The sequence below is a fragment of the Salinimicrobium marinum genome, from assembly GCF_014651535.1.
Taxonomy (GTDB): Bacteria; Bacteroidota; Bacteroidia; order Flavobacteriales; family Flavobacteriaceae; genus Salinimicrobium; species Salinimicrobium marinum.
This window is the reverse complement of record NZ_BMXB01000014.1, coordinates 1-15,270: the sequence shown is the minus strand read 5'-3', so window position 1 is coordinate 15,270 and position 15,270 is coordinate 1. Positions and strand designations below refer to the sequence as shown.

The window sequence follows — 15,270 nt, the reverse complement described above, 5'->3', positions numbered from 1 at the left end:
ATGAAATTTGTAATTATAGGTTTATCGGTTACCTCATCCTGGGGAAATGGCCACGCCACCACATATCGGGCTTTGCTAAAGGAACTTGCAGCGTTGGGCCACGACATCCTATTCCTGGAAAAAGATGTACCATATTACGCCGGAAACCGTGATATGCCAAATCCGGAGTTTTGCAAACTCGGATTATATAATACCAATGAAGAATTAAAAAAAGATTATGCTACCGAAGTTGCTGAAGCAGATGTGGTGATCGTTGGATCATACGTTCAGCAAGGTGTGGAAGTCGGAAATTGGGCAATTGGAACCGCTAAAGGAATTACTGCTTATTACGACATCGATACCCCGGTAACGCTGGCAAAACTGGAACGGAAAGACTACGAATATATTGATCCCGATTTAATCAGTAAATATGATCTTTTCCTGTCTTTTTGTGGCGGACCAACACTAGACCTTCTGGAGAACAAATATGGCAGCCCTATGGCAAAGCCACTATACTGCTCGGTTGATCCCGATCTTTACCATCCTGAAGACAATGTGAAAAAATGGCAAATGGGATATCTGGGAACGTACAGCGATGACCGCCAGCCTACGCTGAACGAACTACTGATTAAATCTGCAAGAGATATTCAGGATACGCAATTTGTTGTGGCAGGACCACAATATCCAAAGGAAATTGAATGGCCGGAAAATGTCGAAAGAATTGATCATTTGCCGCCAGCACAACACCGATCTTTTTACAATTCCCAGAAATACACTCTCAATGTCACCCGGGAAGATATGATCAAAGCCGGATATTCACCCAGCGTTCGGTTATTTGAAGCGGCGGCCTGTGGCGTGCCAATAATTTCAGATTACTGGGATGGCATTGAAACCATCTTTGAACCCGGAAATGAGATCCTGATTGCAAAAACCTCTTCTGAGGTTTTGGAATATTTCAGAAATATATCTGAAGAAAAAAGAATACAAATAGGTGAAAATGCACGGCAGAAAGTGCTGAAACACCACACCTCGAGGGCAAGGGCAAAAGAACTTGAAACCTATGTAAAGGAGATCCTGCAGCCTTCAGAAAAATTTTAAATCCAACTATGTCTATAAAAACAGAAATAAAAGAATTATCACCCTGGTTTCACAACATCCATTTACCTGACGGTACGGAAACAGCCCCCGATCATTTTCTGGGCGACTTTCCGAGCTTTAAATGGAACAACATCAAAGATTCCATCCCGGAAGACCTAACCGGCTGGAAAGTACTGGATATTGGCTGCAACGCCGGATTTTATTCCATTGAACTCGCCAAAAGAGGTGCCGATGTTCTGGCTATTGACCTGGACGAACATTACCTGAAACAGGCACGCTGGACTGCAGAACAATTTGGGCTGGATGACAAGATCAGGTTTAAGCAGATGCAGGTGTACGACCTTGCCCATACCGAAGAACAATTCGATTTGGTTTGGTTCATGGGAGTGTTCTACCATTTGCGCTATCCCACGCTTGCCATGGACATCCTGACTCAGAAAGTGCGAAAAATGATGGTTTTCCAGACACTTTCCCTTCCCGGCAAAGAGGAAATGGAAATTCCCGATGATGTGGAATTCCACAAAAGGGAGATCATGAAAAACGATGCCTGGCCCAAAATGGCTTTTATCGAGAGTAAACTTGCCGGAGATCCTACAAACTGGTGGGCGATCAACCACCAGGGAATACTTTCATTGCTGCGGAGCTGCGGATTTAAAGTAACCGCAATGCCCGAAGACGAAACCTACATAGCAGAAAAAGATGAAAAACTGGAATCAAGTGTGGATACCTGGAATTTTTCAGAATACCTTTCGGCAGTAGGCAAGGACTGGAAAGAAGAAGTGAAAAACAAAACCCGGAAATAAAACATCTTCCGGGCATACTTTTTTATTCACTGTTACCGGAGCAACACTTTCTTCCCCAGCTGCCCTCTTACAAGATCGAATTCTCCAGTAACGGGCGCCACTTCTATATGAAAATCAAAGTTTTTCTCGGCAAAAGGATAAAAATTCAAGAAAGAAATCAGTTTACCTTATATCCAACCACAGCTTTCTTATTTTTGTAAGTACACCTAAAACAAAAGGCATGCTTTGTATAAAACATCACTCCACAGATCCATATTTCAATATTGCCACAGATGAATTTATCTTTAAGCACCTCAAGGAGGATTGTTTCATGTTATGGCGCAATGACAATGCGATCATAGTAGGGAAACATCAAAATACCCAGGCAGAGATCAATGCAGATTATGTGAAGGAAAAAGGAATTAAGGTGGTGAGAAGACTCTCGGGAGGGGGTGCGGTATATCACGACCTTGGAAACCTTAACTTCAGTTTTACCCGCACCGGTGACAGCTATGAAATGGTGGATTTTGAACGCTATACCAAACCTATTATAGATGTTTTAAAGAGCCTTGGCGTGGACGCAAAGTTTGAAGGAAGAAATGATTTAACCATTGAAGGAAAGAAGTTTTCCGGAAATGCAGAACATGTGGTAAAAAACAAGATCCTGCACCACGGAACTCTTCTTTTTTCTTCCCAAATGACCGATGTGAGCGGAGCATTAAAAATTAATCCTCTGAAGTACAAGGACAGAAGTGTAAAGTCTGTTCCGAAGAGGGTTACCAACATTAGCGATCATCTTAAGGAAAAAATAAGTCTGGAGGAGTTCACAAACAAGGTAATGGACCACATCACCTCCACCTTCGAAGATGCCCGGATGTATGAATTTACAGAAGAAGATTTGAAGAAAATTCAACAAATAAGAGATGAGAAATACAGCACCTGGGAATGGAACTTTGGGAAATCCCCCGATTACAACTTTAAGCAAGGTGCACGTACAAAGGGAGGAACATTAGAAATGCACATGAATGTTTCCCAGGGCATCATCAAAGATGTAAGAATTACCGGTGACTTCTTTCACATAAAGGACATTGAGCCGGTGGAACGAGCATTAGAGAACACAAAACACGAAGAAAATGCTATCAGGGAAGTTTTACAGCAGTTTAATCTCAAGGAATATTTCAACAACATTTCTGAGGATGATCTGGTAGCTGTTATGTTTTAAAACCTCATAATTTGGTCGCATTTGAATTATTCAGAAGCATTTAAGATACTTTCTGCTAATAATTATTACCTTAGAATTTAAGAAAACAATTAAATGGGATTACTACTTCTTTATGCTTTTCTATCCATCTTCTTTTCTTTTTTATGCTCTATTCTTGAAGCTGCATTTTTAAGTTTTACCCCTTCATTTATTAGAATTAAAAAAAGCGAAGGAAAATCATACGCGAAAACCCTGGCAAAATTTAAAAAAGACGTAGATCAACCTTTAATAGCCATTCTTACTATTAATACCATTGCCCACACAGTAGGCGCCATTCTTGTGGGGGTGCAGGCAGAGAAAATCTATCCAAGTGGTGGTGTTGTAGGAATTGTTTCTGCACTAATGACCATTGCAATTCTGGTGATCTCTGAGATAATTCCCAAAACACTTGGTGCCACTTACTGGCAATCTTTAGGCAATTTTAGCGCACAGACCCTCAGGATCTTTATTTTTCCTTTGAAATACACTGGAATTATATGGCTGCTACGGCTCACTACCAGGCTCATTGGGAAATCGGCACACATGGGTACCATGAGCCGCGAAGAATTCATGGCGATGACTGACGCAGCCGAAGAAGAGGGGGTTTTTGAGGAAAACGAATCCACTTTCATTAAGAACATGCTCGTTTTTCGATCTGTACTGGCAAAAGATATTATGACACCCTTTTCTGTGGCGGTGACCGAAGATGAAAATACTTCTATAGAAGATTTTCACCGCAACCATAAGAATCTCAAATTCTCCAGGATTCCCATTTACCGGGATAAATCGAATAATATTACAGGGTTTATACTTAAAGACGATGTACTGGAGGAAATGATAGATGACAGAGGTCCCGAGCCTCTAAAAACCCTTCGCAGGGAGATCCAGATCACTTCTCTTGACACACCAATCCCAAAGCTGTTTGAAACTTTTGTCGATAAGCGCAACCACCTCGCTATAGTGGTTGATGAATATGGAAATACAGTGGGGCTGGTGACTATGGAAGATATCATTGAGACGCTGTTAGGTCTTGAAATTATGGATGAAAGTGATAATGTAGCAAATATGCAGGTACTTGCCCGTAAAAACTGGGAAAAAAGAGCCCGCAGGCTGGGCATTCTGGAGCAGCAAAAAGAACAGGAATAAATGGCAACAGCATATTTCGAATGTCCGTTGGGAACAGTACTTCTGGAAGGAGATCATAACGGAATTTCACGTATTTCAATTACTTCTGAAAAAGACCACGGTTCCCAGAATGTTCCACAAGAACTGAAACAGGCAATTTTTCAGCTGAAGGAATACTTCTCCGGAAAACGGACTCGTTTTGAGCTATCACTAAATCCTGAAGGAACCGGTTTTCAGAAGAAAGTTTGGACAGAACTGCAAAAAGTGCCATTTGGAAAAACCATTTCCTATCTCGAATTGTCAAAAACACTCGGAGATGTAAAAGCCATACGTGCTGTTGCTGCAGCCAACGGAAAAAATCCCCTGTGGGTGGTAGTTCCCTGTCACCGAATCATTGGCAGCGACGGCTCTTTAACAGGATATGCCGGAGGATTGTGGCGCAAAAAATGGCTCCTGGACCATGAAAATCCGGTGAAACAGCAGGTGCTTTTCTGAATATTTAAGAGTAATTACATTATAAAATGAACGTCATTAAAAAAATACTACTGGGCCTCTTTCTTTTTCTTATGGCGGCCATTCTTCTACTTTATCTCTTCAATTACGAATATATTCTAAGGGCAATTCAGGTAACTTATTTCACCGGACACACCACGGCGTACATTGAAGATTATCCTGAATTTGAAAACAGGAAAATTGGTGACGGTACTCCGCAACCATGGCCAAAACATAAAAACTATAACAGGGCTGAAGCATCACCTGTTTTACAGGAATTGAACAGTGAACTGGAAACCGTGGCTTTCCTCATTTTTAAAAATGACAGTATCTGGTATGAAGATTACAATGATGATTATGGCCCCGACTCGAAGAGCAATTCCTTTTCTATGGCAAAAAGTATAGTTTCCGCCCTTTTGGGAAAGGCAATTAATGAAGGAAAATTAAAAAGCCTGAAACAACCTGTTTCAGATTTTTATCCGCAATTTGACAGCAGGCTTTCCGTGGGAGACCTTGCCTCCATGTCTTCGGGATTGAACTGGGAAGAGAATTATTACAGTCCGTTTTCGATGACGGCAAGGGCTTACTTTGGAGAGAATATCCGGGAACAGATACTTAACCTGAAAGTGACAGAAGCACCAGGCGAAGAATGGGAATATCTCAGCGGAAACACGCAGCTGCTGGCCATGGTGCTTGAAAAAGCCACTGGAAAGCAACTTTCTGTTTATTTAAGTGAAAGCTTCTGGCAACCCATGGGAATGGAAACCGATGCTCTGTGGCAGCTCGACAGCGAGGAAAGTGGCATGGAAAAAGCCTATTGTTGTATTGCTTCAAATGCCCGGGATTTCGCCCGCTTCGGAAAACTGTTTAAAAACTTCGGAAAATGGGATGGTCAGCAATTACTGGATTCTTCCTATGTAGCCACTTCCATACAGCCACGTTTTGAGGAAACCCCTCATTACGGATACGGATTCTGGCTCGAAAAATATCGTGACAAGGAAATCTTTTACATGAGAGGAATTTTGGGACAGTACGTGATCGTAATTCCCGAGGACAACCTGATCATTGTGCGACTGGGCCGGAAAAAAATGGACAAGACAGAAGGAAGTGAACACTCCAATGATTTTTATGCTTACATAGATGAAGCATACCGGATGGTAGAAAAGAGGTAGCCTTCATAATTATTTCTCAATTTCAGTCACTCCTTTTTTAATCCATGGCAAGCAGAGGTAATATATAAGCAGGTTCAAAGCGACAAGTACAAATGGACTTAATGCGGTGTGGATGAATAAATGCTGTGCCACAAAAAAATCCACAATTCCTATAACCAGGATCACTGCCAGAAATTTTAGAAGACTTCCTGTTGTGAAAATTAAATACCCAATTTTCATTTTTTCGCTTGTCATTTCAGGTTTGGTAATAAGTCCTTCAGAAGTAGAAAAAGTTACAGGAAATACGAAATTCTTATATAATTCAAGCAGGGCTATTTCCTTCTCCTGATGCTTCCGGTGAGCGCAAGACCTGCTCCGGCGCCGGTTAATAATCCCGCAAAAAGATCGATATTATCAGCATCAAAAGAAATTAGTAACAGTACGCCTGCAGTAAGTATAATGATCCCCAGAATCCTGATTTTATACATGTATGTTTATTTAAATAGGTGAAGCATTGGCTAAAAAACTGGCTCCAGATTTACAGTTTCATGCTTAATGAAAATGTGAGTAAATGATAATAAATTTTATACTTTACTTTATCATCGTAGCTCATTCCGTCTCCAATCCATTCAAGGCTATTTTCATGAGAAAATTGATTCAGTTCATATCCTAGCTTAAAAATTGGAGTAAACCTATAAATTTTTGTGCCTATTCCTAAATTGAGGTTCAGAAGATATCCGCCTCTTTCCCTGAAATGGTATCCATTTTGTGAATTTCCGAATGCGGAGTTTGCATAATTGTATCCCGCGTTTAGGTCACTTAATATAAACGACTTCGAACTAAGATATTTTTGCCCTCTTAACCGGAGGAAAAAAGGTATAAAAATCCTATGCTGATATTCATCTGCAAGCACGGGATGATTATCATATAATGCAAAATTAACTCCGGAGCCCACTCCGGCCGCAAAATTTTCAGAAAGTTGATAGTTCATACTAAGGGTGATTCCATACACCTCATTATAAAATTTTGATACTTTCGGAACATCCACAGTATGGTTCTCGTACATTACTATTTCCCGGGAAGTTTCCCCAATAGAAATTTTGGTATTAAAGTCTGCTTCGAGATAAACTTTAGTGATATCCTGTGCCGTGGAAATGAAACTGTGTAAAAGAACTGCGATAAAAAAGTATTTGTTTGCCATAGATATTTTTTAAAAAATGATGTAGCAGAGCAGAGAAAATTGATAGTGAATTAAAGTATTCAGAATTATTTAGCTAACCATAAATGACCCTGCAAAAACCTTAAATTCAAGACTGCAATCAACATGCAATATACTTTATTGCATATCAAATATTTACTATCTTTAAAAGAGAGGGAAAATTAATTTTATACTCATCAATCTTTAGCTAATTAAAAATTTTTGATATGTACTTATATGTAGAATTATGGAATGTCACCCAGAAATGGATGGACCTCTCTATAGAGGAGCGGCGGGATTTTATAAATAAAGCCGGGGGCGGAATGAAAGAGTTAATGAACCAGGGAGTAGAAAACCTGGGTTGGGCAATGAATGATGAACACACTCCCTACCGAAGCGACTACAGGTATATGGCTGTCTGGAAAATGCCATCGCTGGAATATGTTGAAAAATTGGAAAAAGCAGTGGCAGATGCAGGCTGGCATGAATATTTTAATCAGGTTAATGCCCGTGGAGAAATTATTTCGTTGCCAGATTCCATGGATCGATTAATAAATTTGAAGAAAGACTCTACCTCCTTGCTCGACTAAAAATCAGATGAGAAAAACTGAACCTTCCAAATATATCTGAAGGTTCCGTTTTTATAATGCTTCTAATTCAGCTGCATTTCGGGAATATCACCTTCAACAATCAGCGTTCCCTCTGTTGCATCTCTAATTTCCTGCACCGAAATTCCGGGAGCGCGCTCCAAAAGCTTAAACCCTTTGTCGGTTACTTCCAGTACGGCAAGGTTGGTTACTATTTTGGTGACACAGCCTACTCCTGTTAACGGAAGAGAGCACCTTTTAAGCAGTTTGGACTCTCCTGCACGGTTAGTGTGCATCATAGCCACAATAATGTTTTCGGCAGAAGCTACAAGATCCATAGCCCCTCCCATTCCCTTTACCATTTTCCCCGGAATTTTCCAATTGGCGATGTCCCCGTTTTCGGCTACTTCCATGGCACCAAGGATGGTAAGATCCACATGTTTCCCGCGGATCATTCCAAAACTCATAGCCGAATCAAAGAAACTCGCTCCGGGCAAGGCTGTGATTGTCTGCTTCCCCGCGTTGATCAAATCGGCGTCTTCTTCTCCTTCAAACGGAAAAGGCCCCATTCCCAGGATTCCGTTTTCACTCTGAAACTCCACTTGTATATCATCGCGCACAAAATTGGCTACCAACGTAGGAATTCCAATTCCCAGGTTTACATAAAAGCCGTCTTTTACCTCTTTTGCGATGCGTTTTGCTATTCCTTCTTTGTCTAACATAATCTATCTTTTGTCATTCCCGCGAAAGCGGGAATCTTGTTCGAAGATTAGTTAAATTTGAAGATAAATTTTCGAATCTATAATCTGATTCTCTAAATCCTCAAATCAACCCGTTCTCAAATCTTCAAATCCTATTTACTCCTCACTGTTCTTTTCTCAATTCTTTTCTCGTAATCTTTTCCCTGAAAGATGCGTTGCACAAAGATTCCCGGGATGTGGATCTGGTTTGGATCGAGTTCTCCGGGTTTCACCAGCTCTTCTACCTCAACTACAGTCACTTTCGCAGCACCGCACATTAACGGATTAAAATTTCGGGCGGTACCTTTAAAGATCAGGTTTCCGGCTTCGTCACCTTTCCATGCTTTTACAAAAGCAAAATCTGCTTTGTAAGCTTCTTCCAGCACATACATTTTTCCGTCGAATTCACGGGTTTCTTTTCCTTCGGCTACTTCGGTCCCATATCCTGCAGGGGTAAAGATTGCGGGAAACCCTTGTTGCGCTGCCTGACATTTGGCGGCCAAAGTTCCCTGCGGCGTAAGCTCCACGTCAAGTTCTCCGCTAAGCATTTGCCGTTCAAATTCAGCATTCTCTCCCACGTAGGAAGAGATCATTTTGTCAATCTGTTTTTTACGGAGTAACAACCCAAGGCCAAAATCATCGACCCCGGCATTATTGGAAATACAGGTAAGGTTTTTCAGGTTTAACCTAACAAGTTCAGAAATGGCATTTTCGGGAATCCCGCTTAAACCAAATCCACCCAGCATAAAGGTCATGCCATCATGAACACCATCCAAAGCATCCTGTACATTATCAACTGTCTTTTTTATCATTTCGTAAAAATTTCTTAGGGAAAATTACGAAATAATTATTTTGGTCGCAATGGTTTTCGATTCTTTAGAGAATATTGGGGTTCAGCATAAAGATTTTAACCAGAAATGATGTTTTTGAACATCGGTATTCAGGAAAAAATTGTCATAAAAAGACTGTCTAAAAAACACTTTTTACGTCAACCTAAACTTGTTTAAAGTTCTAATAAATTCTGTAAATCAGAATATTAAGATTCAAAAATAACTTCAGAATGACGATTTTAAAGCTTTTTAAACAGCCTCTATATTTATATTCAGAATTATTATTCTAAAAATCAAGTTCATCTGGAATACCTCCCGAACCACTATCACTGCCACGGCCATAGTTACTGCAGTCGGTTTCAATGGAAAGAGTATCAGGCTTTGGGAAATCCCCGTCAGAAACGTCCAGCTTATCATCGGCATAGACTTTCTTCATGTAAACGCCCCATATAGGCAATGCCATGGCTGCTCCCTGTCCATATCTTATCCCGGGGAAATGTACCGCACGGTCTTCTGCTCCAACCCATACTCCGGTCACAAGATCTGGCACCATACCCATAAACCAGCCGTCACTTTGGTTTTGAGTAGTTCCTGTTTTTCCTGCAATAGGATTTTTGAAATTATATGGATATCCTGTTATCACACTATTGTAGTAGGGATCGTTTACGGCCCAGTTTCCACGTAACCTGGTTCCGGATCCGGTTTGAGTCACCCCTTCCATCAAATTCACAGTCACATAAGCAGATTCTTTACTCAAAACATCTCTGGTTTCAGGCACATGTTGATAAAGCACAGTTCCGTTTTTATCTTCAATCCTGTTAACAATTACCGGCTTCACATAAACGCCTTCATTTACAAATGCACTGTAAGCAGAAACCATTTCAAATACACTTAAATCTGCAGTTCCCAGGGCTATTGAAGGCACTTCAGGAATATTACCGGTATCCACGCCTAGTTTGTCGATAAGATCGATCACCGGCCCCGGACCTGTTTTATCAATAAGCCGGGCAGTAACTGTGTTTATTGATTCTGCAAGTGCATCTTTCAGGCTCACCATCCCAAGGTAATCATCCTTTCTTCCACCACTGTTCTTTGGCGTCCAGTCCTGCATATTGCCATGCCTGCCCGCTTCTATGGTATACGAACTCTTTGGCAGGGTATCACAGGGAGATAAATGTAGTTGATCTATCGCTGTTGCATATACAAACGGCTTAAAAGTAGATCCAACCTGTCTTTTCCCCTGTTTCACGTGGTCGTATTTGAAATGCTTAAAATGAATTCCTCCCACCCATGCTTTAACTTCCCCGGTTTGTGGGGTCATAGACATCATCCCTGTTTGCAGAAATGATTTATAATATAAAATGGAATCTCGTGGAGTCATCACCGTATCTTTGATTCCCTGCCAGCTAAAGATTCTCATATCGGTCTCTTCTTCAAAAGAAGCTGCGATCTCTTCGGAAGATTTTCCCTGTGCATCCAGAATTCTCCATCTTTCAGAACGTCTCATCGCATCCCGAACAATTTTATTTCGTTCCTCCACCGTTACATCCCGGAACGGTGCCGTTTTGTTATTTCGGTTTTGACGGTCAAATTCCTTCTGAAGTTTGGACATGTGCATTTCAACCGCTTCTTCGGCATATTGCTGCATCCTGGAATCTATACTCGTGTAAATTTTCAGTCCGTCGCGGTAGATATTATACTTGTCACCATCAGGCTTCGGATTTTTCTCGATCCAGTCTTTCATGAACCCCTGAAGATACACCCTGAAGTAAGTGGCTACTCCTTCATCATGGCCCTGCGGAGAGAAATCCAGTCTTAACGGAAGCCCCTGCAAAGAATCTTTTTCGGTTCCTGAAATATAATCATTAATCTCCATCTGCTTCAACACCTGATTCCTCCTTTGTATAGAGTTATCTTTAAATTTTTCTTTCGCCGGATTATATAAAATAGGATTTTTAAGCATTGCGACCAACACTGCAGCTTCCTCTAATTTAAGTTCCTTTGGTTCTTTTCCGAAGTAAATTTTTGAAGCAGATCGTATTCCTACGGCCTGGTAAAGAAAATCATACTTGTTGAGATACATGGTGATGATCTCTTCCTTAGTGTACTGACTTTCCAGCCGAATGGCAATAATCCATTCCTTAAATTTTTGAAGTACCCTTGCAACTGGATTTCTAGATACATTTTCGGTGAATAGAAGTTTCGATAGCTGTTGGGTTATGGTACTTGCCCCTCCCCTTTTCCCAAGATAGACAGCGGCCCTCAAGGTACCTTTTGCATCAATACCTGCGTGATTGAAATAGCGCTCATCCTCGGTAGCTACCAATGCATCTACCAGGTGCTGTGGCAAATCTTCATACTTCACCGGAGTACGGTTTTCGTTATAGTATTTACCCAGCGTTTCCCCATCAGATGAGAAAATTTCTGTAGCGAGATTGGTCTCGGGATTTTCAAGTTCCTCGAAAGTGGGCATAGGCCCGAATACTCCCCAGCTCGCCATAAGGAATAATAAAAGTACCGCCAGTATTCCTGCGGCAAATAAAGACCAGAACCAAACAATATAGCGGCTGTATGATCTTTTTTTGGAAGCCTTTTCTGATTTTGCAGTTGATTTGCCCATCGGCTATTTCTTAATTATCTGTTTTTTCTATTCTAAAACCAACCTCTGTGATCCCTTCAAGATCCTGAATTCCCTCAGTCTCGCCACCTCTTCGCATGGCCTGCTGAATCTGAATTTCATATTCTCCTTCTTCAGAAAAACGAACGTTCTCCTTATACCAGAGTTTGTTTTCCTTTAACTCACCAAAGCCTGTGCCAAGCCATTCCCCCGATGGTTCTGCCATTCGGTATTCCAGCGTATCGCTTATAACTTTCCCATTCGGAAAGACCATTTCTGTTAGTAAAAAAAGGTTACTGAAGGAGTAATCTGCATTGTTCCGGATATTTATAAACAAATTATAAGGCTGTATAGTATCCGGGGCGGTAAAATTAAATTTTACCACAGAATCTTTGTGCCATTGCTCCGGCAGACTTTCATACGTATCCACTACCCTTGTTTTATCACAGGAAAACAATAGCAGGCAACCTAAAAGGCACACCATAAGGGCTTTATGCATCTCTCTGTGGTTTTCTCTTTTTACGCTTGTTTTTACGTTTTTTCTTGCCAGACGTTCCTTTGTTGTCAAATCGCGTAAGGCTGTCCTGCCCTACCACGTTTCCAAAGTCGGGTTTGGATTCCTGCAGCAATTCAACGGCATATTCCTCAATACTATTTACAGGTTCCTTCTTCGAATTCGCATTAATAATGGTATTTGCCTGTTCTGCAGTTAATGTATGCCAGTTGCTCCAGTCCCCTTCATAAGCATACCAAAGCATTCCTTTGAAAATGTCGATTTTTTGACAAACAGCTGTTCCTTTTTTGGTGTAAAGCTTCACCTCTGTCTTCGGAAAATCTTTTAAAGCATCCAGATAAGTGTCCAGCTCATAGTTAAGGCAACATTTTAACTTTCCACACTGCCCAGCAAGTTTCTGCGGATTTAGCGATAGCTGCTGATATCTTGCTGCTGAAGTATTTACGGATCTAAAGTCTGTCAACCAGGTAGAGCAACAAAGTTCTCTTCCGCAAGAACCGATTCCTCCCAAACGGGCAGCTTCCTGCCTGAAGCCAATCTGCCGCATCTCAATCCGGGTGTTAAATTCCCTGGCAAATTCCTTGATCAACTGCCGGAAATCCACTCTTTCTTCCGCTGTATAATAAAAAGTAGCTTTTGAAGCATCTCCCTGAAATTCAATATCACTTATCTTCATTTGAAGGTTAAGACGAATTGCTATTTCACGGGCTCGTACTTTCATTTTGTCCTCCCGCTCCCGTGCTTCCTGCCAGATGTCTATATCCCGCTGGGAAGCTTTACGGTAAATTTTAAGGATCTCGCTGCTGTCCTGCCGTACTTTTTTCTTCTTCATTTGTACCCTTACCAATTCCCCGGTTAAGGCTACAATTCCCACATCATGACCTGGAGCTGCCTCGGTGGCAACCACGTCTCCTATACTTAAACTTAAATTTTCGGTATTTCTGAAAAAATGTTTTCTTCCGTTCTTGAAACGGACTTCCACAAACTCGAAGGGCGCCATTCCATTGGGAAGTTCCATATTCGACAGCCAGTCAAAAGCAGAAAGTTTATTGCAACCATCTGTTCCACACGTGCCGTTATTCTTACATCCCTTTGGCTGACCGCCACCGGTCGAGCAACTTTCACATCCCATATTTTATATATATTGAAATATTGCCCGGCAGTCCTACCCAACAATATTGAAAATTAATAATTCACTTTAAAACGGTAAAGATACCAATTTATTGAGAGCTTTATACGCGTAAGCGGTAAAGCTAATTTTATTGGATAACCGCCGGGATTCTACTTTTCGTACTAATTAGAAATAAATCCTGCAGCCGTTTTTTAAACTCTTCTGAAGGTTTGAAGGTAATAATTTTTTATTCACTCAGGAAAGTAGGTTCATATTATCGAAATATTCAGACGTGAAAAAAGGTCTCAGGAGGGAGTTACCAAAAGAGATTGGAAAAAACTATATGATTTCCTCGGAAAATTGAAAAAAACCTGCAAGGTCTTTTTGGCCTTGCAGGAAATTTATATTTGTAGGATTAATCTATTTCCAAATCGGATTAAAAAAATCTACTGTTTGAATTTCAATACCTCAGATCTTCCTTTTTTAAAGATCTTGTTACTATTAGGAATTCCTTTGCGCAATGCTTTTTGCTCTTCGTAAGGCAGAGCGTTTATTTCCTGACATTTATCTGAACAGCAATGATCCATTTTTGCCGCACATTCCTCGCACTGGATGAACAGCAAGTGGCAGGCTTCATTGGCGCAATTTACATGGGTGTCGCAAGGTTTCCCGCACTGGTGGCAGTTTGAGATGATATCATCACTAATACGTTCTCCCCTGCGGTGGTCAAATACAAAGTTTTTCCCCTGGAATTTATTTTCCAGTTTCAGGTTTTCTACCTGTCGGGCATATTCAATGATCCCACCCTCCAGCTGAAAAACATTCTGGAAGCCTTTATGTTTGTAATAAGCACTTGCCTTTTCACAGCGAATTCCACCGGTACAATACATCACCAGCTTTTTGTCTTCTTTATGGTCCTTGAGATCTTCTTCAATGATATCCAAAGAATCCCTGAAGGTATCCACATCGGGAGTGATCGCTCCTTTAAAATGGCCTATTTCACTTTCATAGTGGTTTCTCATATCTACCAGAATAGTATCTGGATCTTCCAGCAGTTCATTAAACTTTAGCGCATCCACGTGCACCCCTTTATTGGTGACGTCAAAGGTCGAGTCATTAAGTCCATCGGCAACAATTTTGTCGCGGACTTTCACCTTTAGTTTAAGGAATGACTTTAAATCGTGTTCAATGGCGATGTTGAGGCGAACATCTTTCAGAAAATTAATTCCGTCTAAAAAGTTTTTAAACTCCGGAAATTTTTTAGCGGGTACAGAAAGCTGGGCGTTGATTCCTTCGTGGGCAACATAAATTCGGCCAAGAACCTCCATCTGGTCCCAAGCGATAAATAAATGATTCCTGAAAAGTTCGGGGTTTCCAATTTTAGCGTATTGGTAGAAAGAGAGTGTCAACCGGTCTTCCCCGGCTTCCTCCAAAAGGGCTGCTCTTTCTTTAGCGCTTAATTTATTGTACAGTTGCATGCTATACTAATGTTTAAGAATTAAAGAATATTTTGCAAAGATATCATTTTAATCATAATTGCTTTGTAAAGAGTCTGGACCGATGCGCTGCCAGAATTAAGAACCAAGATTAATTTCACATATTATGAAACATCAGAGATCTAATATAACTTCACATTAACTTTAAAATTTAATGTATTAGAATTAAAAATTAACTTAATGAAAAAATGCCCTGGTGATTTACCGAGGGCACTGAAAAACTATCTCTTTTGAGGTAATTTTATGAAAGCGATCAAGCAAAAAAGTATTTTTGACTTGGTCGCTTTTTTTGTGGGTGATTTTTTGAGCT

The 15,270-nt window shown here is 40.8% G+C and carries 16 protein-coding genes; 7 read left to right on the top strand and 9 right to left on the bottom strand.

All coding sequences use genetic code 11. The annotated features are described in order from the left end of the window. The 6 genes from IE056_RS14375 (at position 1) to IE056_RS14350 (ending at position 5,888) form a co-directional block, all read left to right on the top strand. Positions 1–1,077 carry a CgeB family protein gene (locus IE056_RS14375; protein ID WP_189605423.1) on the top strand — a complete coding sequence of 359 codons (1,077 nt, stop codon included), beginning with the start codon at positions 1–3 and terminating at the stop codon, positions 1,075–1,077. A gap of 8 nt (positions 1,078–1,085) precedes the next feature. After that, positions 1,086–1,880 (top strand): TIGR04290 family methyltransferase, encoded by a 795-nt coding sequence (locus IE056_RS14370; protein ID WP_189605422.1) that lies wholly within the window; start codon positions 1,086–1,088, stop codon positions 1,878–1,880. Between the two features lie 220 nt (positions 1,881–2,100). Beyond that, positions 2,101–3,081, top strand: coding sequence for a lipoate--protein ligase (gene lplA / locus IE056_RS14365; RefSeq protein WP_189605421.1), 981 nt, complete (start codon positions 2,101–2,103; stop codon positions 3,079–3,081). A 93-nt stretch (positions 3,082–3,174) separates the two neighbouring features. After that, positions 3,175–4,245 (top strand): CNNM domain-containing protein, encoded by a 1,071-nt coding sequence (locus IE056_RS14360; RefSeq protein ID WP_189605420.1) that lies wholly within the window; start codon positions 3,175–3,177, stop codon positions 4,243–4,245. Further along, on the top strand, positions 4,246–4,719 hold the full coding sequence (locus IE056_RS14355; protein WP_189605419.1) for a methylated-DNA--[protein]-cysteine S-methyltransferase: 474 nt from the start codon (positions 4,246–4,248) through the stop codon (positions 4,717–4,719). A gap of 35 nt (positions 4,720–4,754) precedes the next feature. Next, positions 4,755–5,888, top strand: coding sequence for a serine hydrolase domain-containing protein (locus IE056_RS14350; RefSeq protein ID WP_189605479.1), 1,134 nt, complete (start codon positions 4,755–4,757; stop codon positions 5,886–5,888). A gap of 9 nt (positions 5,889–5,897) precedes the next feature. Here IE056_RS14350 and IE056_RS14345 read toward each other — a convergent pair whose 3' ends face one another. The 3 genes from IE056_RS14345 to IE056_RS14335 all read right to left on the bottom strand — a co-directional run bounded on the left by IE056_RS14345 (position 5,898) and on the right by IE056_RS14335 (position 7,068). Beyond that, positions 5,898–6,122, bottom strand: a complete 225-nt coding sequence (locus IE056_RS14345) for a hypothetical protein (protein WP_189605418.1) — start codon at positions 6,120–6,122, stop codon at positions 5,898–5,900. 77 nt (positions 6,123–6,199) lie between these two features. After that, the gene (locus IE056_RS14340) at positions 6,200–6,355 is read right to left on the bottom strand and encodes a hypothetical protein (protein WP_189605417.1); all 156 of its coding nucleotides are present in this window, start codon (positions 6,353–6,355) and stop codon (positions 6,200–6,202) included. 50 nt (positions 6,356–6,405) lie between these two features. Next, positions 6,406–7,068, bottom strand: coding sequence for a hypothetical protein (locus tag IE056_RS14335; protein ID WP_189605416.1), 663 nt, complete (start codon positions 7,066–7,068; stop codon positions 6,406–6,408). Positions 7,069–7,292: 224 nt separating this feature from the next. Between IE056_RS14335 and IE056_RS14330 the strand changes: the two genes are divergently transcribed. Further along, positions 7,293–7,655: a DUF6616 family protein gene (locus IE056_RS14330; RefSeq protein WP_189605415.1), complete on the top strand. Its 363-nt coding sequence runs from the start codon at positions 7,293–7,295 to the stop codon at positions 7,653–7,655. 62 nt (positions 7,656–7,717) lie between these two features. Here IE056_RS14330 and IE056_RS14325 read toward each other — a convergent pair whose 3' ends face one another. The 6 genes from IE056_RS14325 to trhO form a co-directional block, all read right to left on the bottom strand. Further along, entirely contained in the window at positions 7,718–8,374 is a 657-nt protein-coding gene (locus tag IE056_RS14325; protein ID WP_189605414.1) for a CoA transferase subunit B, read from the bottom strand. 131 nt (positions 8,375–8,505) lie between these two features. Further along, positions 8,506–9,204 (bottom strand): CoA transferase subunit A, encoded by a 699-nt coding sequence (locus tag IE056_RS14320; protein WP_189605413.1) that lies wholly within the window; start codon positions 9,202–9,204, stop codon positions 8,506–8,508. A gap of 304 nt (positions 9,205–9,508) precedes the next feature. Next, positions 9,509–11,842, bottom strand: coding sequence for a penicillin-binding protein 1A (locus tag IE056_RS14315; RefSeq protein WP_189605412.1), 2,334 nt, complete (start codon positions 11,840–11,842; stop codon positions 9,509–9,511). A 10-nt stretch (positions 11,843–11,852) separates the two neighbouring features. Next, the gene (locus tag IE056_RS14310) at positions 11,853–12,338 is read right to left on the bottom strand and encodes a gliding motility lipoprotein GldH (protein ID WP_189605411.1); all 486 of its coding nucleotides are present in this window, start codon (positions 12,336–12,338) and stop codon (positions 11,853–11,855) included. Next, on the bottom strand, positions 12,331–13,485 hold the full coding sequence (locus IE056_RS14305) for a PSP1 domain-containing protein (protein WP_189605410.1): 1,155 nt from the start codon (positions 13,483–13,485) through the stop codon (positions 12,331–12,333). The genes IE056_RS14310 and IE056_RS14305 overlap by 8 nt, the downstream gene beginning before the upstream one ends. A 425-nt stretch (positions 13,486–13,910) precedes the next feature. Further along, entirely contained in the window at positions 13,911–14,942 is a 1,032-nt protein-coding gene (trhO, locus tag IE056_RS14300) for an oxygen-dependent tRNA uridine(34) hydroxylase TrhO (RefSeq protein WP_189605409.1), read from the bottom strand. Between the last annotated feature and the right edge of the window lie 328 nt (positions 14,943–15,270).

What these genes read in the sequence shown, in the direction of transcription:
- IE056_RS14375 (WP_189605423.1), top strand. Translation starts at nt 1, where the DNA reads ATGAAATTTGTAATTATAGGTTTATCGGTTACCTCATCCTGGGGAAAT.
- IE056_RS14370 (WP_189605422.1), top strand. Translation starts at nt 1,086, where the DNA reads ATGTCTATAAAAACAGAAATAAAAGAATTATCACCCTGGTTTCACAAC.
- lplA (WP_189605421.1), top strand. Translation starts at nt 2,101, where the DNA reads ATGCTTTGTATAAAACATCACTCCACAGATCCATATTTCAATATTGCC.
- IE056_RS14360 (WP_189605420.1), top strand. Translation starts at nt 3,175, where the DNA reads ATGGGATTACTACTTCTTTATGCTTTTCTATCCATCTTCTTTTCTTTT.
- IE056_RS14355 (WP_189605419.1), top strand. Translation starts at nt 4,246, where the DNA reads ATGGCAACAGCATATTTCGAATGTCCGTTGGGAACAGTACTTCTGGAA.
- IE056_RS14345 (WP_189605418.1), bottom strand. Translation starts at nt 6,122, where the DNA reads ATGACAAGCGAAAAAATGAAAATTGGGTATTTAATTTTCACAACAGGA.
- IE056_RS14340 (WP_189605417.1), bottom strand. Translation starts at nt 6,355, where the DNA reads ATGTATAAAATCAGGATTCTGGGGATCATTATACTTACTGCAGGCGTA.
- IE056_RS14335 (WP_189605416.1), bottom strand. Translation starts at nt 7,068, where the DNA reads ATGGCAAACAAATACTTTTTTATCGCAGTTCTTTTACACAGTTTCATT.
- IE056_RS14330 (WP_189605415.1), top strand. Translation starts at nt 7,293, where the DNA reads ATGTACTTATATGTAGAATTATGGAATGTCACCCAGAAATGGATGGAC.
- IE056_RS14325 (WP_189605414.1), bottom strand. Translation starts at nt 8,374, where the DNA reads ATGTTAGACAAAGAAGGAATAGCAAAACGCATCGCAAAAGAGGTAAAA.
- IE056_RS14320 (WP_189605413.1), bottom strand. Translation starts at nt 9,204, where the DNA reads ATGATAAAAAAGACAGTTGATAATGTACAGGATGCTTTGGATGGTGTT.
- IE056_RS14315 (WP_189605412.1), bottom strand. Translation starts at nt 11,842, where the DNA reads ATGGGCAAATCAACTGCAAAATCAGAAAAGGCTTCCAAAAAAAGATCA.
- IE056_RS14310 (WP_189605411.1), bottom strand. Translation starts at nt 12,338, where the DNA reads ATGCATAAAGCCCTTATGGTGTGCCTTTTAGGTTGCCTGCTATTGTTT.
- IE056_RS14305 (WP_189605410.1), bottom strand. Translation starts at nt 13,485, where the DNA reads ATGGGATGTGAAAGTTGCTCGACCGGTGGCGGTCAGCCAAAGGGATGT.
- trhO (WP_189605409.1), bottom strand. Translation starts at nt 14,942, where the DNA reads ATGCAACTGTACAATAAATTAAGCGCTAAAGAAAGAGCAGCCCTTTTG.